Below are 19508 nucleotides of genomic sequence, written 5' to 3'. Positions count from 1 at the left end.
GCGCGTTCGAGGGGTAGAGGGTACGACCGCGCACCCTATGGTACGAACACAAGGTGCCCCATTCTAGCTTCGCAGCAGACCCTAGGCCGGCTGCGTGATCTCCGGCGCAGCCTGGGCCGGGCGGCGCCAGCAGGGCGGGACGATGAGCCCGCGCCGGTGAACCGCGACCAGCATGGCCAGACCGGCCGTCGTGCACAGCAGGACCGCGACGATGGAGCCCTCGACGCCCATGGCTCCGCCGGTGAGCAGGTCGGGTCCGGTGAAGCGGGCCTCGATGAGTCCGCGTCCCGACCCGGTACCGGAGATGTCGGAGCCGAAGATGCCGCCCTGGACGAAGTTCCAGGCGGCGTGCACCCCGATCGCCAGCCACAGGCGCCGGGTGAGCAGGTAGCAGGCGCCCAACAGGATTCCGGCCTCCAATATGATCGCCACCGCGCCGAAGACGGTGGCTTGAGGGTTGCCGAGGTGGGCGACGCCGAAGAACACCGCGGTGATGGCCAACGCCCACCAGGTCCCCAGCCATCCCTCGATGAGGCGCAGCATGACGCCTCTGACGAGGATCTCCTCGGTGAATCCTGCGAGGATTCCGGCTTGGAGACCGGCGAGGACCCCCGTGTTCCAGCCGACGTCCACCACGTGGTAGGAACCGAGCAGGGTCAGAACCGCGATGACGGCGCACATGAGCAGCGCGCCCATGGCCAGGCCGACCAGGAGCTCGCGCAGTGCCGCCCTGCGCCCGCCGAGCTCAATGACGGGCCGACCGCCGACGAAGCGCACCAGCAGCCAGTATCCGAGCAGGGTCAGGGGCACTGCACTGATCGCGATGATGAACGCGGCACCCGGCCGACCCACCGTTCCGCCACCGGCACCGAGTCGCGCAAAACCAGTCGCCACCGCCAGCAGCCCGACGGCCATCTGAGCGCCGACGACGACCGGGACTCCCAGAAGGAGCTGGAGCCAGCCGAGGCGCTCCGCCTTCCGTGGGGGAATACGCCACTGGGGACTGACCGGAACGAGTCGGTCCAGGAGACGAACAGGCCGAGGTTCTGCTGAAGAGGCTGGAGAGGAATCCGCGCTGTTCATGACCCCAGTGTTCCCTGCCCACCGGTAGCCACGCCTCCCCCGCCAGGAGGAACCAGCCCTTATCCTGCGCTTAGCGCAGTTCCCAGTAGCGTGAGAGATTGATCCGTCAGATCTTGGCCACGGGGGCGTAGCGCAGGATGAGGCGCTTGGTGGCGGGGGCTCCGTCGATGACGAACTCAACGCGGGCGGTCAGGGAGCGCCCCTTGCCCTCCAGGCCGACGACGGTGCCCACCCCGTAGGAGTCGTGGCGCACCTGGTCGCCAGCCCTCAGCCCGGCCACGGCCGCGGGCAGGTCCTCCGAGGCGGCTGCGCTCCCGGCCGGCGAGGGGGTGCTTTGCTTGCCACGGGCCTCGAGGCGGGCAGAGGTACGCTTGGCGGCCCGGTCCTGGGCGGTCTCCACGCGCCCCAGCTTGCCCGAGCGCTTGGCGCCTCCCCCCACGGGAGGGGCGAAGTCATCGTCGTCGGAGTAGGAGCCCTGCCGGGAACCACCCGAGCGCCGACCGCCCGAGCCGAAGCCGCCCTCCCCCCAGCTGCTCCCCCAGCCGGTGCCGCCGCCGCGCAGCGCCTCCATGGAGGATGCCAGGCGCTTCCAGTCGATGGTCTCGCCCGGCACGTCGTCGAGGAAGCGGGAGGCTGGCATGGCGTTGGCCGCGCCCCAGGCCGAGCGCACGGCGGCGCGGGTGAGGTAGAGGCGCTCGCGGGCGCGGGTGAGGGCCACGTAGGCCAGGCGCCGCTCCTCGGCGAGCTCGGACTCCTCGGCCAGGGAGCGGGTGTGGGGGAAGGTGCCGTCCTCCATGCCGGTGACGAAGACGACCGGGAACTCCAGGCCTTTGGCGGTGTGGACGGTCATGAGGGTGATCCGGCCTTGCTCCTCGGCCTGCCGGGCGTCTTCGTCCTCCAGATCGGCGCTGGGCGGGAGCTGGTCGGAGTCGGCCACGAGCGAGACACGTTCGAGGAAGTCGGCCAGGGTGCCGTCGGGGTTGGCGGCCTGGAAGTCGCTGGCCACGGAGTGGAGCTCTGCGAGGTTCTCCACACGGGTGGCGTCCTGTGGATCGTCGCTGGCGCGCAGCTCGGCGAGGTAGCCCGAGGCGTCCAGGGCGGAGTCGAGGACGTCGGCGACGCCGTCGCCGGCGGTCACCATGTGCCGCAGGGTGGTGAGCAGCTCGTGGAAGCCGCGCACCTGGTTGCGGGCCCGGGTGGTCAGACCCTCGACCTCGGGCGGCTCGCCGGCCTCGGCGGCGGACGGGGCCTGCCCGTCTGCACTCTCAGCACCGGCGGCCCCGCCTGCCTCGTCTGTTTGCGCCTCGCGGGGGGCACCGGCGGCGTCGGCGATCGCCTGTCCGAAGGAGACGGCGTAGCGGGCGGCGTGCTCGGCCAGGGCGCCCTCGGCCTTGTCCCCCAGGCCACGCTTGGGGACGTTGAGGATGCGGCGCAGGTTGACGTCGTCGTCGGGGTTGTCGACGGCGCGCAGGTAGGCGATGGCGTCCTTGATCTCGCGGCGGTCGTAGAAGCGGGTGCCGCCGATGACCTTGTAGGGCTGGCCGGCGCGCATGAGGGCCTCTTCGAGCGCCCGGGACTGGGCGTTGGTGCGGTAGAAGACGGCGACGTCACGGGGGTGCACGCCGTGCTCGTCGGACAGGCGGTCGACCTCCTGGCTGATCCAGCGGGCCTCGTCGTGCTCGGAGTCGGCGACGTAGCCGATGATGGGGGCGCCGTCGCCGGCGGCGGTCCACAAGTTCTTCTCGCGCCTTCCGCTGTTGCGGGAGATGACAGCGTTGGCGGCCGAGAGGATGTTCTGGGTGGAACGGTAGTTCTGCTCCAGCAGGATGGTGCGCGCCGTCGGGTAGTCCTCCTCGAACTCCTCGATGTTGCGGATGGTGGCGCCGCGGAAGGCGTAGATGGACTGGTCGGAGTCACCGACGACGGTCAGCTCGCTCGGCGGCAGGGTCGAGTCCGCCCCGGAGGTGCCGGGCCCGCCGACGAGCTCGCGCACGAGGACGTACTGGGCGTGGTTGGTGTCCTGGTACTCGTCGACCAGGATGTGGCGGAAGCGGCGCCGGTACATCTCGGCCACGGCCGGCCGGGTCTGGAGCAGGGCGACGGTGCGCATGATGATGTCGTCGAAGTCCAGGGCGTTGGCGGCGCTCAGGCGTTCGGCGTAGGCGCGGTAGACCTCGGTCAGGTGGCGCTCGAGGGGGTTGGAGGTCACGGCCCGCTCGGCGAACTGGGCCGGGGTGATGAGCTCGTTCTTGAGGTCGGAGATGCGGCGGGCGAAGGTCTTGGGGGTGAAGCGCTTGGGGTCGATGCCCAGCTCGCGCACGATGAGAGTGATGAGGCGGGTGGAGTCGGCGGCGTCGTAGATGGAGAAGGTGGAGCGCAGGCCGGCGGCCTCGTGCTCGCGGCGCAGGATGCGCACGCAGGCGGAGTGGAAGGTGGAGACCCACATGCGCGCTCCGGCGGGCCCGACCAGCGCCGTGACGCGCTCGCGCATCTCGGCGGCGGCCTTGTTGGTGAAGGTGATGGCCAGGATCTCGCCGGGGCGGGCGCGGCCGGTGGCGATGAGGTGGGCGATGCGGTGGGTGAGGACCCGGGTCTTGCCCGATCCGGCCCCGGCGATGATGAGCAGTGGCGTGCCGGCGTGGGTGACGGCGGCCTCCTGGGCGGGGTTGAGGCCGGAGAGCAGCTCGGCCGGGTCTGAGACCGTCACCCCCCAGGCGGGGCCGGAGACGTGGCCCGACGGCGCGGCGCCGTCGGCTCGGGCCCGCGCCGCGGCGGCATTGGCCTGAGCCCGGGCGACCAGGGCGGAGACCTCGTCCTGACGCTCCTCCCAGGTGGGGGCTGCGGCGGCCTCGTCCTCGGGCGGCGGGGCGTCCTCGGGGCCCCAGTCCTCCTCCGGCGCCTCGACGTCGGCCCAGGAGTCGTCGTCGAAGGAGCCTCCGGTGGGGATGAGGGCGGGCAGCGCGGCCTCGGGCGGCGGCGTGGCCGCACCGCCGGAGCCGGGCATGGGCAGGGCACCGAAGAGGGAGTTCATCGCGTTCATCGTGAGACCAAGCCTAGGCCAGGGCACCGACACGTTCCGTTCTTCTCCACCCCAACCAGACATTGACAGCATACTGTCGATATTGACAGCATGCTGTCAATAAATGGCGGAACCAACCTGAGAGGAGCCGAGATGCGGACCATAGCCCTATACACGACCGAGACCATGGCGGACTGGGAGTACGCCTACCTCACCACTCAGATCACGGGCGCGGAGCACCTCAAGCCCGGGCGCTTTCGACTGCTGCTCGTGGGCGACGGGCTGGAGCCGGTGCGCACGCTCGGGAACCTGCCGCTGGCGCCGGAGGCCGACCTCGGCGTCCTGGATGCGCTGGCCGCCGACGGCTCGCTCGCAGCCCTGGTCATCCCTGGAGGGGACCACTACGCGGCCGGGCACGAGAAGCTCATCAAGGCGGCCAGCCATCTCATGGACAAGGAGATTCCGGTGGCGGCGATCTGCGGTGCCACACTTCTACTGGCCCGAGCCGGTTTCCTGGACGAGCGCCGCCATACCTCGAATGCCGCCTCGTACCTTGAGGCCAGCGGATACCGAGGCGGTGCGCACTACGTGGAGGCCCCAGTGGTGACCAACCGGGGCGTCACCACGGCCTCAGGCATCCATGCGGTCCCCTTCACCGCGGAGATCATGCGGATCACCGGGCTTGTGCCCGATGCGATGGTCGACTCCTGGGAACAGGTCTTCCTCAACGGCAAGGAGAAGGACTACATGGCCCTGATGGAGGCGACCGTTGCCTGGCAGAACGCCTGAGGGGGACGCCCTCACCGCCTTGGTCCTTCCCGTCTTCGCCCTCAACGGGGAGCTCCTGGAGGCGGCTGCGGTGATTACGGCCCCGCATAAGCTGACCCCGGCCCGGTGGCAGGTGCTGGGCGCCGTCCTGGAGGAACCGCTGCCGGTTGCCAAGATCGCGCGTCGGGTCGGACTGACGCGGCAGAGCGTGCAGCGGGTGGCCAATGATGTCGTCGCGCAGGACTGGGCGCACTGGCAGCCCAATCCCGGGCGGCGCGGTCAGAACCTGCTCGTCCTGACCGGCAAGGGACGGCGAGCGATCACGGCACTCACCGCGGAGCAGCACGCCTGGGCCGACACCGTCGGCCAGGAGATCGGAGAGAAGAACCTGAAGACCCTGGGGACGCTGATCAGCAGGCTTACTGACGCATCACGCCGCTACCGGCAAGCCGCCGGAGAGGAGCCCTCGCCTTAAGCAGGAAACCACTCCCGCCGCACCGGACCCCGAGCGGGCACCTAGGGAGCCGCCCGTGTCCAACCAGATTCGAAACTCGCGCTCATGGTCAACGGCTAAAACGAGCGACATCATCCTGGATGCACTCGGGCTCGCCGACAAAGGATGCGTTGCTGGCATTGACGACACTGTCGGACAGTGAGCACTGGGCGCAGTGGCGCCGCATCCCTGGGCGCAGTGGCGCCGCATCCCTGGACGCAGTGGCGCCGCATCCCTCTCCTTGAAGAGCCCACAGAACTCATCCAGAGATGCCTCCTTGTCTAAACTAGTACGAATCTCGTACTATTCGTTTCACGTAGTAGTTCAAGGTGAGCACAGCATCTCACTGTCGAGCGAGTCAGAGGAGGTAACCATGGGTCGGGCGATCGAGTACCGGAGATTCGGCGGACCAGAGGTCCTGGAGGAGGTCGAGCGCCCGACGCAGGCACCGGGCGACGGAGAGGTACGCATCGCGGTGCGCGCCGTCGGGCTCAACCCTCTCGATTTCAAGACCTTCGAAGGCGACCTGCGACCTGTCGAACGGGTTCAACGCCTCATTCACCCTCGACGGTGGCTCGAGGGCGCATCCTCCCGTTTCCCCAGGGGCGTGGCCCGAGACTTCGCGGGAGTCATCGACGCAGTCGGTACCAACGTCACGGACCTCGCCGTGGGCGACGCCGTGCTGGGTACCTTGCGAAGTGCCCCTGGCCAGGCCGACACCCACGGAGCGTTCACCACCGAGTTGGTGGCACCCACCGACGATGTCGTCAAGAAGCCAGCCCCGTTGTCATTCACGCAGGCGGCCTGTCTGGGTGTTGCCTCGCAAACCGCGTGCGGCGCATTCAGACAGCTGAACCTGCACGAGGGCGATGTCATTGTCATCAGTGCCGCCGCAGGCGGCGTGGGCTCGATTGCCGCTCAGCTCGCTTTGAGCCGGGGTGCCACCGTGATCGGAATTGCCGGCGCCCGCAATACCGAGTATCTCCGCTCCTTGGGCATCATTCCAGTCACCTATGGTGAGAACCTGACAAGTCGGGTTTGCGAGGCGGCTCCGTCACCTATCACCAAGCTCCTGGACTGCTACGGCGGCGGCTACGTACAACTTGGCCGCGATCTCGGGCTGACGGGCCGTTCCATTGGCACCCTGGTTCCCTCACCCACGGCGATACTCAGGGGAGCGCAGTTCACCGGCTCACGACACAGCAGTGGACGCATCGACCTTGAGGAAGTAGCACAACTGGTGGCGGACGACGTCATCAAGGTCGACATCGCTCGCACGTACCCATTCACATTGGAGCAGGTTCGCGCCGCCTATACCGAGCTGGCAAAGGGCCACGTCCGCGGCAAGCTCGCCGTCGATCTATCCTGACGCCCATCCACGTTGAACCGGATCAGGAGGATCGCTTGAGCAGACGGATTCATGATCAGCGTCTCATCCGGGCGTTGCGTGCTATGAACAGTGAGCTCGCCGCCAGCAACCGCGCTGTAGCGGCGCAAACCGGGCTCAACGACAGCGATCTAGCGGTGCTCGACGTCCTGCACCGCGATGGTCCGCAGACCCCCACTGCCCTTGCCCGCCGAACCCGGATGGGGACAACAACGATGACAAGCGTGCTACGCAGACTCACCCGCGACGGCTGGGTCGAACGTCGTCCCAGTGAGACAGACCTGCGCTCATTCACCATCCATGCCACGGGCGTTGATCGCCTTGCCCAGATGTTCCTGCCCGCCAATCGGAGGCTGACCGCCCTGGTGGAGGGCTGGCCCGAAAACCGGGTCGATCAGCTGATTACCTTCCTTGAGGACGCCACCGAGGTGATTCACGAGTCGGCGGAGCAGCTATCAACCAAGGACGGTGACAACTTCTAAGCTCGCTAATATTTCCCCACGCGCGTATACGTATAGTGCCGGATCCACTCTGACGATCCATCCTCTACAGGTCTCTGGACTCGCATCGCTCACGGCTCCACGATAGAGAGGTGTACTCCGAGACGGTCCTCAGTGAGCAGCGCACGCTCTGGCGATCGGCGGGCGGCAGCGCCACCCCTATTCCCGCTGACGGATGCGTCGACCTCATCGTCCGCAGCGAGCAGGTGCTCCTATGCGGCCCGCAGACTCGTGTCATCCACGCTCCCGCCGACGACGTTCACCCCACCGTCGGTTTGAGGCTGGAGGCGGGTACGGCTCGCAGGATCCTGCCCGTGGCCCTCAGCGAGCTGAGGAACCGAGTAGTGGAGCTGCGCACCGCGTTGGGTTCGGAGGCGGTTGCCTTGTACGACCTGATGATGCGAGCGAGCAACGATCCCCACCCCGAGCTTGTACTCTCTGCGCTGCTCGCCGACCAGGCGGAACCGTGGGTGACGACGGCGCACCGACTCGCCCGGACCGGAGCGTCAGCCCGAGAGGCCGCCCGGGCTCTGGACTGGTCGGAGCGCACGCTGCGCAGACGAATGCTGGAGACCTTCGGCTACGGGTACACCACTCTGGCACGTGTCGAGCGAGCGCTCCGGGCCCGCTCGCTTCTCCAGCGGGGACTTTCACTGGCCCATGTCTCAGCGACTACCGGCTATGCGGATCAACCGCATCTGACCCGCGAGTTCGTGCGCATGGTCGGGGCGACGCCGGCTCAGTTCTCCAAGGCCGCGAAGAGGTCGACGCTATTGCCATCGGGGTCGAGCACCGTGGCGTAGCGCTGCCCCCAGGGGGCATCCCACGGCTCGGTGCGACCTTCGTATCCTGCTCCGGTGAGCCTGGCGTAGGTGGCATCCACAGCACTCACTGTCCCCTGGTCAAAGGCCAGGGCGATGCGGTGACCTCCCGAGGGCGACTCATAACCGGGATCAAGACGGCGAATGAGGTCGATGGTGTCCCATGCAAGAACGGTGCCGTCTTCGAGCCTGGTATCGACATGCGGCTCGTCGCTCCTTTCAGGAACGGCCGCTCCAAGCAGACGGTAGAAGGTGAGTGAGGCGGACATATTGCGAGTCACGATGCCGATGAATCCGAGTCGTAGTGCCATAGCGACACCGTATGCCGCCTACGACATCCCGTCTTGAACAGAACGGCCACGTCCAGCTGGACTCCCTGACACGCCTGATCAGTCCGCATACGCTCGAACTGCGGCGTCTCAGCTCACCGAGTGCGAGAGAGCATCACACAGCTGAATCACGTACCCGCCGCGGTCGGGCTCGGGTAGGCCTTCGGCGCCGTCACTCAGGCCAATGAGTATCCTGGAGCATCTCAGCCAAGATCGTCTCAAGCATCACTACACGAGTCGTCGCCGCAGCCCAGACGAGTTGACTATCCAAACTCCCATACTCATGAGCAATAATATTACGCATTCCAATAATTCGATGAATGTCAGGAATTTGGTTAACCGTTTGTGGATCAGATTTCCGCACCCTATTCAGCGCCTCACCGAGGATCTCGATCTGCCGTTCGACAGCGGAACTCAACATCAGGTTTGACAGGTACTCCTCTTCACTCACACCCTGCGTGAATCGTCGCAGGGCTCGCACCGCCTGAAGAGCATCCCAGATGTGAGCATAGGACTCAGGCCGCATAGACATCCTCAGCACCCCTCAGCACCGAGGACTTGAAGTAAGGATTCTTGACCGACTCTGCAACGACCAGGTCAATCTTCCTGCCGAAGATCCTCGTCAACTCATCCTGCAGACCGAAGAAATCAGCAAATCGATCATTACGACCCGCTTGGAAATCAACAAGAAAGTCAATGTCGCTGGTATGGGGATCGAAATGATCGGTAAGTACCGACCCGAAAACACGCAATCGAGCAACACCGAACCGGGCGCATGCCTCCGCCAGCGCCTTGGTATCAATCGTCACTTTAACCGCCACAGAACTATTCTCTCAGAACCGCAGAACTATGACCAGAGTATCCAGCACGCCGACTGCAGAGGCGGCAGGCGGCCCGAGCACTGCTGGCCCCGACGGCGGGATTTACCGCACCGCGCGCAGGTAGCGGTCGCGGCCGGTGAGGTCCTGCCCGGTCTCAGCCTGCTTGAACCCAGCCCCGAGCGCGGCCGCGCGCAGCAGTGCCCCCTGCTCGTGGTCGTGCTCCATGACGAGCACCCCGCCGGTGCGCAGCAGCGCGACCGAGCGCACGAGGACATCGATCGGAATATCCAGCCCGTCGGGTCCCCCGCCGTAGAGGGCCACGGTGGGCTCATGCTGGGAGGTCTCAGTATCCTCCACGGCGCCGGCCGGAACGTAGGGCGGGTTGGAGACGACGACGTCGACCTGCCCGTTGAGGTCGTGGAGGACAAGCGGGTCGGTGGCGTCGGCGTGGATCACCTCGACGCGTCCGGGGACCAGCCGCTCGCAGTTCTCGCGGGCCAGGGTCGCGGCGGTCTCACTGATCTCGACGGCGACCACCCGGGCTCCTGGCACCTCCTTGGCGACGCAGGCGGCGATCGCTCCCGAACCGGTGCACAGGTCGGCGGTCAGAACCACTCCCCCGCCGCCGGCCATCACCTCGCGGGCGGCCTCAATGGCGGCTCCGGCCACCACCTCGGTCTCCGGGCGCACGATGAAGACGCCGGGGCGGCTGATGAGCTCGGCCCCCCGCAGCCACATGCGCCCGATGATGTGCTGAAGGGGCTCGCGGCACTCGCGTCGCAGCACCAGCGCGTCATAGGCCGCCGGGAAGTCTCCGTCGGCGCCGTCGGCCAGCAGCAGTGCCCGCCCCAGCAGGTGCTCGGCGAGGATCCGGGCATCGACCTGGGGACTGGTCACGCCGGCCGCAGCCAGCCGCCCGGCCGCCTGGCGCACCAGCGCCCGCAGCCCGTAGCGGTCCACCGCGCCCGCCGGCGCGCCGCCGCACAACTCAGGAGCCACTGCCCTCACCCACCTGGGATAATCGTTCAGCCTCGTCCATGGCGATAGCCGAGGCGATCACCGGGCCGAGGTCACCGTCGAGCACGGCATCGAGGTTGTAGGCCTTGAAGCCGGTGCGGTGGTCGGCGATCCGGTTCTCAGGGAAATTGTAGGTGCGGATTCGCTCGGAGCGGTCCACAGTGCGCACCTGACTGCGACGGGCCTGCGCGGCCTCGGCGGCGGCGGCGGCCGCTCGCTCGGCCAGGAGCCGGGCCCGCAGGACCCGCATGGCCGCTTCCTTGTTCTGCAGCTGGGACTTCTCGTTCTGCATCGACACGACGATCCCGGAGGGCAGGTGGGTGATGCGCACGGCCGAGTCGGTGGTGTTGACGCTCTGGCCCCCCGGCCCCGAGGAGCGGAAGACGTCGATGCGCAGGTCTGCGGCGTCGATCTGGAGCTCACCGGGGTCGTCGGCCTCCGGCATGACCAGGACTCCGGCGGCGGAAGTGTGGATGCGCCCTTGCGACTCGGTGACCGGGACGCGCTGGACGCGGTGGACGCCGCCCTCGTACTTCAGGTGCGCCCACACCCCGTCTTGGGGCTCCACGGGTCCGCGGGTCTTGATGGCCAGCCGCACGTCCTTGTAACCGCCCAGGTCGGAGTCGGTGGCGTCGAGAACCTCGACGGCCCACCCCTGTCGTTCGGCATAGCGGGAGTACATGCGGGCCAGGTCGGAGGCGAACAACGCCGACTCCTCCCCGCCCTCACCGGCCTTGACCTCGATGAGGACGTCGCGGGCGTCGTCGGGGTCGCGGGGCACGAGGACCTCGCGCAGATGCTCGCCGGCCTCGGTCGCGGCCGCCTCAAGCGCCGGGACCTCGGCGGCAAAGTCCTCATCCTCCGCCGCCAGCTCGAGGGCATCGGCCAGGTCGGCGCTGGCCGTCTGCCAGGCCCGGTAGGCGGCAACGACCCTGCCCAGCTCGGCGTAGCGGCGCCCCAGCCGACGCATGGCGCCGGGGTCGGCTGCCGCGGGCCCGGCCATCTCGGCCTCGATGTCCGCGTACTCGGCCAGGAGCGGCTCGGCGGCGGAGAAGTCCTCACTCATGGACTCGGGTTCCTTCATGGGCTGGGAATCGTGCTGACGCGCACCTGCGATACACGCCGCGATATGCGAACGACGCCGACGGCGGCTCTGGGAGCCGGCCGCCGACGTCGTTAGACGCGGTTACTTGCCGCGCTTGCCGTACCGGGCCTCGAAGCGGGCGACTCGGCCACCGGTGTCGAGGATCTTCTGCTTGCCGGTGTAGAAGGGGTGGCAGGCCGAGCACACGTCCACGCGGATCTCACCGGAGGTGACGGTGGAGCGGGTCTCGAAGGTGTTGCCACAGGTGCACGTGACCGTGGTGGCCACGTAGTCGGGGTGAATGCCCTGCTTCATAGGTTTCTCCTTAAGCGTCAGAGGGTCCCGGGTCCCGCGCGGGGGCGCAGGTGAACCGGAGGCCAGCAGCAGACTATGCCACCGGCCGGCTCACCCGCGCAACGGTTGTGCCTGGTGATAACGGGCACCTGCCTGGAGTCGAGCTCGCCCGGTCCTGCCGGGAACCGAACCGGTTCCGCAGGTTCTACTCGTCCTCGCCGTCGGCCGGCGAGGCGCTGGCCGGAGTGGTCTTGGACAGGACCATGAGGAACTCGGCGTTGGACTGGGTGTCCTTGAGCTTGGACAGCACCAACTCGAGGGCCTGCTGCTGCTCGAGCCCGGCGAAGAGGCGGCGCAGGCGCCACATGATCTTGAGCTGGGCGGGGTCGATGAGCAGCTCCTCGCGGCGGGTGCCGGAGGCGGCCACATCCACGGCCGGGAAGATGCGTTTGTCGGCGAGCTGGCGCGACAGGCGCAGCTCCATGTTCCCGGTGCCCTTGAACTCCTCGAAGATGACCTCGTCCATCTTGGAGCCGGTCTCCACCAGCGCCGTGGCCAGGATGGTCAGGCTGCCGCCGTTCTCCACGTTGCGGGCGGCGCCGAAGAAGCGCTTGGGCGGGTAGAGGGCGGAGGCGTCCACACCACCGGAGAGGATTCGGCCGCTGGCAGGCGCCGCCAGGTTGTAGGCGCGCCCGAGGCGGGTGATGGAGTCTAGCAGCACGACGACGTCCTGCCCCAGCTCCACGAGGCGCTTGGCGCGCTCGATGGCCAGCTCGGCCACAATCGTGTGGTCGGAGGCCGGCCGGTCGAAGGTGGAGGCGATGACCTCCCCCTTGACGGTGCGCTGCATGTCGGTGACCTCCTCGGGGCGCTCGTCGACGAGCACGACCATGAGGTGGGCCTCAGGGTTGTTGACGCTGATGGCGTTGGCGATCTGCTGCAGAACGATCGTCTTACCCGCCTTGGGCGGGGAGACGATGAGCCCTCGCTGCCCCTTACCGATGGGCGAGACCAGGTCGATGATCCGCGGGGTGACGGCCTTGGGCGTGGTCTCCAGGCGCAGCTGCTCCTGGGGGTAGAGGGGGGTAAGCTTGGCGAACTCAGGCCGGCGCTTGGAGCGCTCGGCGTCCATGCCGTTGACGGTCTCGACGCTGACCATGGGGTTGTACTTGACCCGGCCGGCGCGGTTCTGACGGCGGTTGTTGCGTCCGCCGTGGTGGGGCGCGGAGGAATCTCCGCCCTCGCGGACCCAGCCGGTCACGGCGTCGCCGGCGCGCAGCCCGTTGTCCTTGATGAGCTGGTTGGAGACGTAGACGTCTTTGGGGCCGGGCAGATAGCCGGAGGTACGCAGATAGGCGTGCTGATTGTCGGTGACGTCCAGGATGCCGGCCACCGGCAGGAGGACCTCGTCCTCGCGCGGCTGGTTGCGGTTGCCGCGCCCGCTGTTGTTGTCACGGTGCTCGCGGCCGGCGTCACGGTCGTCACGGTCGAAGCGGTCGCGTCCGCGCTTGCGGCCCCGACGTCGACGCCCGCCGCGCTCGTCGTCGTAGCCGTCGGCGTCGTCATTGCCGTCGCGGCCCCGGCGCGAGCGCTCCCGGGGCTCGACGACGGAGGTCCCAGTGGCGTCGGCCAGGTCGCGCATGAGAGCGGCCTTGGCATCGGCATGGTCCTCGGGCGAGTCCGTGCGGGGCTCGCGGGAGGTGCGCTCCTGGGGCTCGGGGGCTCCCGCGGAGGCGTGGGCGCGCCTGCGGCCGCGGCGCGTCTGATCGCGCGATGAACGCTCGCCGCGCTCCGAACGGGCGTAGGAGTCGCCGTCGTCGCCCGTCTGCTCGGAACGCGCGGTGCGTTCGCGCCACCTGTTGCGCGCGGGACGCTCCTCGTCGTCGGAGTCGGCGGAGGAGCCGGAACGGTCGGGCAGGTCGATGCCCAGGTCGAGCGCCGGCGAAGACTGGCGCTCCTCGGGGGCGCCGGAGGCCGCGGTGGCGCGACGACGGCGCGAGCGCGCCGGAGCAGTCGCCTCTGCGGGCTCAGAGGAGGATGCGCCGGAGGAGGAATCGGGGATGTCGGTCCCGTCGGCATCGGATGAGCCGGTCGACGCACTCGGGGAGTCGGAAGCGGAGGATGAGGAGGCGCGCGCCTGACGGATGGCGGAGACGAGCTCGCTCTTTCGCATACGGGAGATGCCCTTGAGGCCCATGGAGCCTGCGAGCGACTGGAGCTCGGCCAGACGCATGGTGGAAAGTGAGGGCTGGGCGCTGGAGGTCTCGGTCACGAGTGTCCTAACGGTGTGATGACGCTCCGCGGGAGGAGACGTTCAACTGGGGAGACCCCCCGGAATCGTTCACGGGGAAGGCCATGCACTGCCGGCTCCTGCAGGGGCATAAGCCTCAGGTCCGGGGCTGGTGCGGTCAGCGGCGCGGTGCAATCCGCGCGGCCGACGGTGTCAGCATAGCAGCCCGTTCACGCAGTGCCTAACGGAGCAACGCGCAACGTTCCACCGATATTCCAGCTTCTCGCCGTCTATGTTCCGAGACATCACACCCGCGCACGGTCACCGCATCTGTCTCCACACGTAGGGCAGATTCAGGAGGTCAGGACCGCGCCGCGGGTGTCGATGCCGGGGCTGAGCACGCTCCAGCCGTGGTTCTCCAGGGTGAAGCGGGTCTGTTCGGCCAGTGTGGACAGGACGAGTACTGTGGGGCCGGCTCCGGAGATGACCGCCGGGTAGCCCTGCTCGCGCAGGGAGTCCATGACCGCCATGGAGGCCGGAAGGACGCCGCGCCGGTACTCCTGGTGGAGTCGGTCCTCGGTGCCGGCCATGAGCAGGTCGGGGCGCCCGGCGAGCGCGAGCATGAGGACGGCCGCCCGGGAGGTGTTGAACAGGGCGTCCTCGCGCGGAACGGAGACGGGCAAGACCTGGCGGGCCTCCTTGGTGGACAGGCGCGTGGTCGACGGCGGGATGAGCAGGCTCACCCCGAGTGAGGCGTCCACCGGCATGGGCGCCATGCGCGGATGGCCGCCGCGCTCGACCCAGGCGACGGTGGCTCCGCCGAAGACGGCCGGGGCGACATTGTCGGGGTGGCCTTCGAACTCGGTGGCCAGGGAAAAAATCCGGTCGTTGTCGAGGGCCTCGGGCTCGGAGATGAGACCGCGCGCCAGCATGAGCCCGGCCACCGCAGCGCTGGCGGAGGAACCCATGCCTCCGCCGTGGGGGATCCGGTTGAGGCAGCGCATTTCGAAACCGGCCTGCGGGGCGCCGACGGCGTCCAGGCCGGCTCGCAGCGCCCGCACGACGAGGTTGTCGTCGTCAGTGGGCACCGTCTCGGCTCCGACGCCCTCGACGATGACGCGGGTGACGCCGGTGATCGGGCGCACCGAGACCTCGTCGTAGTAGCGGAAGGCCATGCCGAAGGAGTCGAAGCCCGGCCCCATGTTCGCCGTCGTGGCCGGGACGCGGACGGCGGCGCGCTCGTAGACGATCCGCATGTCACTCGCCCTCGACGCGTTGGACGGAGACGATTTCGGCGACCCGGTCCGAGTCCCGCAGCCCCTCGACGGCGGCGTCGAGGTGGAAGACGGGAGCGGGGTGGGTCACGAAGGTGACGACGGCCTGGTCGTCGCTGCCGTCGGTGGTGACGTAGGCGCTCTGACGCACCGAGTTGATGGAGACCCCGTTCTCGGCGAAGACGGAGGCCATGGCGGCCAGGGAGCCGACGGCGTCGTCTGAGCGCAGCTGGATCTGGTAGCGGGTGACGGCGGCCTCGGGGCCGAGGACGGGGAGGCTCGCGTAGGAGGACTCGCGGGGGGCCTGGCCGCCGTGGACCCGGTGGGCGGCGGCGGCGACGACGTCGGACAGGACGGCTGAGGCAGTCGGGGCTCCCCCTGCGCCCTGTCCGTAGAACATGAGGCGCCCGGCGCTCTCGGCCTCGACCAGGACGGCGTTGTAGGCGCCGCGGACGCTGGCCAGCGGGTGGTCGTTGGGCACGAGGGCGGGGTGGACGCGCACGGAGATGCCGTGGGCGTGCTTGTCGTCGCGGCGCTGGGCGATGGCGAGCAGCTTGAGCTCGCAGCCCGAGGCGTGGGCCTCGCGGATGTCATCGGCGGTGATAGCGCGGATGCCCTCGACGGAGACGTCGTCGAGGCCCACGCGGGTGTGGAAGGCGAGCGAGGCGATGATGGCGGCCTTGGCGGCCGCGTCCAGGCCGTCGACGTCGGCGGTAGGGTCGGCCTCGGCGTAACCGAGCTCCTGGGCGGTGGCCAGGGCGGTCTCGAAGGACAGGCCCTTGGTGCTCATCTCGTCGAGGATGTAGTTGGTGGTGCCGTTGACGATGCCGAGCACGCTGGTGACGCGGTCCCCGGCCATCGACTCGCGCAGCGCATAGACGACGGGAATGGCGCCCGCGACGGCGGCCTCGTAGTAGAAATCGGTGCCGGCAGCGGCCGCGGCCGCGTAGAGCTCGGGACCGTGGGCGGCGATGAGGGCTTTGTTGCCGGTGATGACGCTGGCCCCGGCCTTGAATGCGGCCAGGATGAGGGTCCGGGCGGGCTCGATGCCGCCGATGAGCTCGATGACCAGATCGTTGCCGGTGGCGACGGCGGTGGCGTCGTCAGTGAGGAGGTTCCGGGGCACCGAGGCGTCTCGTGGAGCGTCGACGTCGCGCACGGCCACTCCCGTGATCTCCAGGCGAGCACCGGAACGGGCAGCGAAGTCGTCAGCCTGTTCGGTGAGCAGGCGGATCACCTGGCTGCCGACGGTCCCGGCGCCGAGGACGCCGACGGTGAGGGTGCGCTGGGCGGGTGAGAGCTCCTGAGCCACGAGATGGACCACCTTGCTGTGTAGCGTGCCTTCTGCGGGCACTTCGACTGCGTGAAGCGATGGGGCCGGATACGGCAGGAGCCTGTGACCTGCTGCCCGCGTGGGCCGACCGTCGCTGCGGGCCAGCATAAGGGCCATCGGCCCGGGAGCGCTTGCCTGTCGATGTACGGACACGCGACGACCCCGTCACGCCCCGCTCGCGAAGAGCCGGTCTTCCAAGGACCGATCTCACCGAGGTAGTGCGTCTACCAGGCGGCGAGGGCCCTCAGCGGCGCCAGAGGAGCTGCTTGAGCAGCCGACCGATCACCCGTCCCAGGCCCATGGACATTGGGGCCGGCACGTCGTCGAAGCTCCCCCAGGCCGGGGGCGGCTGCTCCAGGGAGGAGACGAAGGAGGTCAGTGAGGACGGAGAAGAGGATGTCGCTGCGCTCATGACTCCAGGCTAGAAAGGGAGACGAGGCCACCGAGACCCCCGGGAGAATGATTGATGGTGAGGGAGGCTCCTCCCTAGGGTTGAGTCGCCCTCATGCCCAGGGACCGTCCCGGGCCCGGGAGCGCCCGGAATGCAGACGGCACGCCAGTGGCCCCGCCCCGGTTGAACCGGGGAGGGGCCACTGGGATCTCCTGATGAAGTTCAGGCTCGAGAAGCGGTCACCCGCGTTCAGGAGGCGTTGCGGCGGCGAGCCACCAGCAGAGCGCCGCCACCCACGCCGGCACCGGCGAGGAGCAGGAGCGCAACGGCGTTAGCACCGGTGCGAGCCAGCGGCGGGGTGCTGGTCGGCGTCCTCGGGGTGGAGGTGGGCGGAACCGGAGCGCCCGGGGTGGTGGTCGGCGGGACCGCGGGCGGAGCCGTGGTGGTCGGCGGAGCCGTGGTCGCCGGAGGCGTGGTGGCCGGCGGGACCGTGGTGGTCGGCGGAGCCGTGGTCGTGGGCGGAGCCGTGGTGGTCGGCGGAGCCGTAGTCGTGGTCGTCGTGTTAGTCAGAGAGACCTTGACGAGCTCCTGGTCGCGGATGGTGAAGGTGTTGGTGTTCTGACCGTCCACGGTGAAGACCGGCTCGCCCCAGCTGTAGCCAGAGGCTGCGGGCTGGGCCTTGGAGATGTCCTCGCTCAGCGTGATCTTGGTGCCCACGGGGAAGGTCCCCTCGAAGGTGACCGGTGCACCGGGCTTGACGGTGACGGAGGACGTACCGGTGCGGCCCTCGCCAGTGGGCTTCTGGCCCTCGGGGGCCTTCCAGTTCGGGTAGGAACTGGCGGCGGCCGGCAGCTCGTAGGCGACGTCGACGACGAAGGAGGAGTCTGCAGCTTGAGCGGCGCCGTCGCCCTGAACGACCTTGGTCACGTCGAAGGTGCCGAAGCCGGGCTCCATTTGGACCGAGATGTCGAAGTACTGGACGTAGGACTGCCGCTGAGTGCTGATCAGGTCCGTGCCGTTGAGGTTGATGCTGTTCTCGTAGACGGTGCCCCGGGTTGCGGTGACGGCGTTGCCGTTGGCGTCCACGAAGGAGACCGGGTACTCCAGGGTGAAGTTGGTGCTGTTCTGGAACGGACCGGTCACCTCGTAGGTGGCGACGCGGCCGTCCGCGGAGTAGGAGGCCTTGACGTCGAAGTCACCGTACTGGGTGGTGGAGTCCTGGCCGGCGGCGTTGGTCAGCGGGATGGACTTGCCGTCCGCGGGACGCAGGTAGAGCACCGTACGAGAGGCGTCGGCCTGGTTGAAGCTCATGCCACCGCCGAGGGTGTCGGTGAAGACGATGGTCTGGCGGGAACCGTCGAAGGTCTTACCGAGCTTGCCACCAGTGGTCTGGTTGGTCCCGAAGTTCACACCCCAGGTCAGCTCCTTGTAGTTGTTGTAGAAAGTGGAGGCCCACTTGGTGAGCTCCCAGTCGCTCTCCTGAGGACCGCCGATGCCGCCACCACCGGGCAGAATGACAGGGGTTGTGACGCCGTTGGCGGTGAGGTCAACGGTCTGCGAGTCGGTGGTCTTAACGACCGACACCAGGGCAGAGCCGCTGCCCTTGAAGTTGTGGAAGCCGGCAGCCTTCAGCTCATCGACCTTGGAGTTGAAGGTGCAGGTGACGTCCCTGACGGTGAGGGTGCAGGTGCCGACCTCAACGTCCTTGCCGCCGTACTCGACGGTCATCGGGTGGGTGGCGTTGTTCTGCAGGTTGCTGAAGTACTCGCCCAGACCAATGGTGAAGGAGTCGCCCGACTTGAGGTTGGCGTCGACGCCGTTCCAGTCGAAGCTCAGGCGAGCGAGGTCGTAGTAGTTGAGCTTCCCGTCCTGCTCAACGTTGTTGCCGTCCACACGTGTCAGAGACAGGTTGGAAACGTTGACGCTCTTGTTCTCGTCGGCGCTCGCCTGGGGCGAGAGCTGAGACAAGATCGCGACGAGGAAGAGAGCAAGGATGGCGACGAGTCCCCTCACCGCCCCCCGTGAGAGGGCCGGCCGAGAGGTGGCGCCCGTGGACAATGTGTTCATGGGATCTCCGGATTCCTGGCATAGATAACAAGGTCTGCCTCGTGAACCATCACAGGACGCCCTCACTACCCGCTCAGGAGACGGGAAGGCTGCCCCGTGATGACCAAGGCCACTGTGTCACAAACCGACTGTTTGGGAATAGCGAACAAACAAAACACGCACGAGGTCACAATCTCAACACAACTGTGATCTAGATTTCAGACAACTCGAGCCGCTATCATTTGTAGGTATCATACAAGACTCATGTGCTGCGCCTGTGCGCGCACTGTGCCTCCCCTATCAGACGGGTCGCGTTGTGATTGTTCCGTCTTCCGAACAGGTGGTCCTCAGCTTTACTGAGATACGGTTCCGCTCAGAGTTCTCCCAGGTCAGCGCGCTTCTGACTCAGGCGCCTAAGGTGCTCCTCAGAGGTTGACACGTCCTGCTGAGCCTGCGGGGTTCCCAGCAGGTCCTCCAGCTCCCGACGAATCTGCAGCGACTGCTGGTAGGCAACCTGCGCCGTATCCCAGTCACCACGGACCTCGGCCACCCGCCCCACATTGTTCAGAGAGACCGACAGGTCACGACGAGCCTTCGAAGTCCCCAACGACTCCTCCA

The 19508-nt window shown here is 67.9% G+C and carries 19 protein-coding genes; 5 read left to right on the top strand and 14 right to left on the bottom strand.

Going from position 1 to position 19508, the window contains the following annotated elements:
- Window positions 1–81: 81 nt before the first annotated feature.
- Both FK256_RS02930 and FK256_RS02925 read right to left on the bottom strand, forming a co-directional pair.
- Window positions 82–1083, bottom strand: coding sequence for a CPBP family intramembrane glutamic endopeptidase (locus FK256_RS02930; protein ID WP_141423660.1), 1002 nt, complete (start codon window positions 1081–1083; stop codon window positions 82–84).
- A 106-nt stretch (window positions 1084–1189) separates the two neighbouring features.
- Window positions 1190–4123, bottom strand: coding sequence for a UvrD-helicase domain-containing protein (locus tag FK256_RS02925; RefSeq protein WP_141423659.1), 2934 nt, complete (start codon window positions 4121–4123; stop codon window positions 1190–1192).
- A 132-nt stretch (window positions 4124–4255) separates the two neighbouring features.
- Between FK256_RS02925 and FK256_RS02920 the strand changes: the two genes are divergently transcribed.
- The 5 genes from FK256_RS02920 (at window position 4256) to FK256_RS02900 (ending at window position 8053) form a co-directional block, all read left to right on the top strand.
- A complete protein-coding gene (locus tag FK256_RS02920) occupies window positions 4256–4891 on the top strand; it encodes a DJ-1/PfpI family protein (protein ID WP_141423658.1) in 636 nt (211 codons plus the stop codon).
- Complete coding sequence (locus FK256_RS02915) at window positions 4872–5345, top strand: MarR family winged helix-turn-helix transcriptional regulator (protein WP_141423657.1); 474 nt, start codon at window positions 4872–4874, stop codon at window positions 5343–5345. Before FK256_RS02920 ends, FK256_RS02915 begins: the two co-directional genes overlap by 20 nt.
- Before the next feature lie 391 nt (window positions 5346–5736).
- Window positions 5737–6732 (top strand): NADP-dependent oxidoreductase, encoded by a 996-nt coding sequence (locus FK256_RS02910; RefSeq protein WP_141423656.1) that lies wholly within the window; start codon window positions 5737–5739, stop codon window positions 6730–6732.
- Between the two features lie 83 nt (window positions 6733–6815).
- Window positions 6816–7232, top strand: a complete 417-nt coding sequence (locus FK256_RS02905; RefSeq protein ID WP_141423655.1) for a MarR family winged helix-turn-helix transcriptional regulator — start codon at window positions 6816–6818, stop codon at window positions 7230–7232.
- Between the two features lie 110 nt (window positions 7233–7342).
- Entirely contained in the window at window positions 7343–8053 is a 711-nt protein-coding gene (locus tag FK256_RS02900) for a helix-turn-helix transcriptional regulator (RefSeq protein WP_141423654.1), read from the top strand.
- Here FK256_RS02900 and FK256_RS02895 read toward each other — a convergent pair.
- From FK256_RS02895 to FK256_RS02840, 12 genes are all read right to left on the bottom strand, one after another.
- Window positions 7990–8382, bottom strand: coding sequence for a VOC family protein (locus FK256_RS02895; protein WP_141423653.1), 393 nt, complete (start codon window positions 8380–8382; stop codon window positions 7990–7992). The two genes, FK256_RS02900 and FK256_RS02895, sit on opposite strands and share 64 nt — an antisense overlap.
- A 190-nt stretch (window positions 8383–8572) precedes the next feature.
- The gene (locus tag FK256_RS02890) at window positions 8573–8926 is read right to left on the bottom strand and encodes a HepT-like ribonuclease domain-containing protein (RefSeq protein WP_170197894.1); all 354 of its coding nucleotides are present in this window, start codon (window positions 8924–8926) and stop codon (window positions 8573–8575) included.
- Window positions 8916–9221: a nucleotidyltransferase family protein gene (locus tag FK256_RS02885; protein ID WP_043539168.1), complete on the bottom strand. Its 306-nt coding sequence runs from the start codon at window positions 9219–9221 to the stop codon at window positions 8916–8918. Before FK256_RS02885 ends, FK256_RS02890 begins: the two co-directional genes overlap by 11 nt.
- Window positions 9222–9323: 102 nt before the next feature.
- Complete coding sequence (prmC, locus tag FK256_RS02880) at window positions 9324–10220, bottom strand: peptide chain release factor N(5)-glutamine methyltransferase (protein ID WP_141423651.1); 897 nt, start codon at window positions 10218–10220, stop codon at window positions 9324–9326.
- A complete protein-coding gene (prfA, locus tag FK256_RS02875) occupies window positions 10210–11304 on the bottom strand; it encodes a peptide chain release factor 1 (RefSeq protein ID WP_141423650.1) in 1095 nt (364 codons plus the stop codon). The genes prmC and prfA overlap by 11 nt, the downstream gene beginning before the upstream one ends.
- 120 nt (window positions 11305–11424) lie before the next feature.
- Window positions 11425–11637, bottom strand: coding sequence for a 50S ribosomal protein L31 (rpmE, locus tag FK256_RS02870; RefSeq protein ID WP_009232438.1), 213 nt, complete (start codon window positions 11635–11637; stop codon window positions 11425–11427).
- A gap of 184 nt (window positions 11638–11821) precedes the next feature.
- Window positions 11822–13888, bottom strand: a complete 2067-nt coding sequence (gene rho, locus FK256_RS02865; RefSeq protein WP_141423649.1) for a transcription termination factor Rho — start codon at window positions 13886–13888, stop codon at window positions 11822–11824.
- A 311-nt stretch (window positions 13889–14199) separates the two neighbouring features.
- Window positions 14200–15102 (bottom strand): homoserine kinase, encoded by a 903-nt coding sequence (gene thrB, locus FK256_RS02855; protein ID WP_021607017.1) that lies wholly within the window; start codon window positions 15100–15102, stop codon window positions 14200–14202.
- A gap of 1 nt (window position 15103) precedes the next feature.
- A complete protein-coding gene (locus tag FK256_RS02850) occupies window positions 15104–16432 on the bottom strand; it encodes a homoserine dehydrogenase (RefSeq protein ID WP_141423648.1) in 1329 nt (442 codons plus the stop codon).
- Between the two features lie 265 nt (window positions 16433–16697).
- Window positions 16698–16865 (bottom strand): hypothetical protein, encoded by a 168-nt coding sequence (locus FK256_RS14240; RefSeq protein WP_021609168.1) that lies wholly within the window; start codon window positions 16863–16865, stop codon window positions 16698–16700.
- Between the two features lie 228 nt (window positions 16866–17093).
- Window positions 17094–18911, bottom strand: coding sequence for a DUF7926 domain-containing protein (locus FK256_RS02845; protein ID WP_141423647.1), 1818 nt, complete (start codon window positions 18909–18911; stop codon window positions 17094–17096).
- Between the two features lie 352 nt (window positions 18912–19263).
- A partial coding sequence (locus FK256_RS02840; RefSeq protein ID WP_211343512.1) for a hypothetical protein occupies window positions 19264–19508 on the bottom strand: 245 nt, incomplete at its 5' end.

Origin of the sequence: Actinomyces johnsonii, assembly GCF_006546835.1 — a bacterium.
GTDB lineage: Bacteria > Actinomycetota > Actinomycetes > Actinomycetales > Actinomycetaceae > Actinomyces > Actinomyces johnsonii.
Note: the sequence above shows the minus strand (reverse complement) of the source record. Positions and strands in the feature narration are given on the sequence as shown.

What these genes read in the sequence shown, in the direction of transcription:
- FK256_RS02930 (WP_141423660.1), bottom strand. Translation starts at nt 1,083, where the DNA reads ATGAACAGCGCGGATTCCTCTCCAGCCTCTTCAGCAGAACCTCGGCCT.
- FK256_RS02925 (WP_141423659.1), bottom strand. Translation starts at nt 4,123, where the DNA reads ATGAACGCGATGAACTCCCTCTTCGGTGCCCTGCCCATGCCCGGCTCC.
- FK256_RS02920 (WP_141423658.1), top strand. Translation starts at nt 4,256, where the DNA reads ATGCGGACCATAGCCCTATACACGACCGAGACCATGGCGGACTGGGAG.
- FK256_RS02910 (WP_141423656.1), top strand. Translation starts at nt 5,737, where the DNA reads ATGGGTCGGGCGATCGAGTACCGGAGATTCGGCGGACCAGAGGTCCTG.
- FK256_RS02905 (WP_141423655.1), top strand. Translation starts at nt 6,816, where the DNA reads ATGAACAGTGAGCTCGCCGCCAGCAACCGCGCTGTAGCGGCGCAAACC.
- FK256_RS02895 (WP_141423653.1), bottom strand. Translation starts at nt 8,382, where the DNA reads ATGGCACTACGACTCGGATTCATCGGCATCGTGACTCGCAATATGTCC.
- FK256_RS02890 (WP_170197894.1), bottom strand. Translation starts at nt 8,926, where the DNA reads ATGCGGCCTGAGTCCTATGCTCACATCTGGGATGCTCTTCAGGCGGTG.
- prfA (WP_141423650.1), bottom strand. Translation starts at nt 11,304, where the DNA reads ATGAGTGAGGACTTCTCCGCCGCCGAGCCGCTCCTGGCCGAGTACGCG.
- rpmE (WP_009232438.1), bottom strand. Translation starts at nt 11,637, where the DNA reads ATGAAGCAGGGCATTCACCCCGACTACGTGGCCACCACGGTCACGTGC.
- thrB (WP_021607017.1), bottom strand. Translation starts at nt 15,102, where the DNA reads ATGCGGATCGTCTACGAGCGCGCCGCCGTCCGCGTCCCGGCCACGACG.
- FK256_RS14240 (WP_021609168.1), bottom strand. Translation starts at nt 16,865, where the DNA reads ATGAGCGCAGCGACATCCTCTTCTCCGTCCTCACTGACCTCCTTCGTC.
- FK256_RS02845 (WP_141423647.1), bottom strand. Translation starts at nt 18,911, where the DNA reads ATGAACACATTGTCCACGGGCGCCACCTCTCGGCCGGCCCTCTCACGG.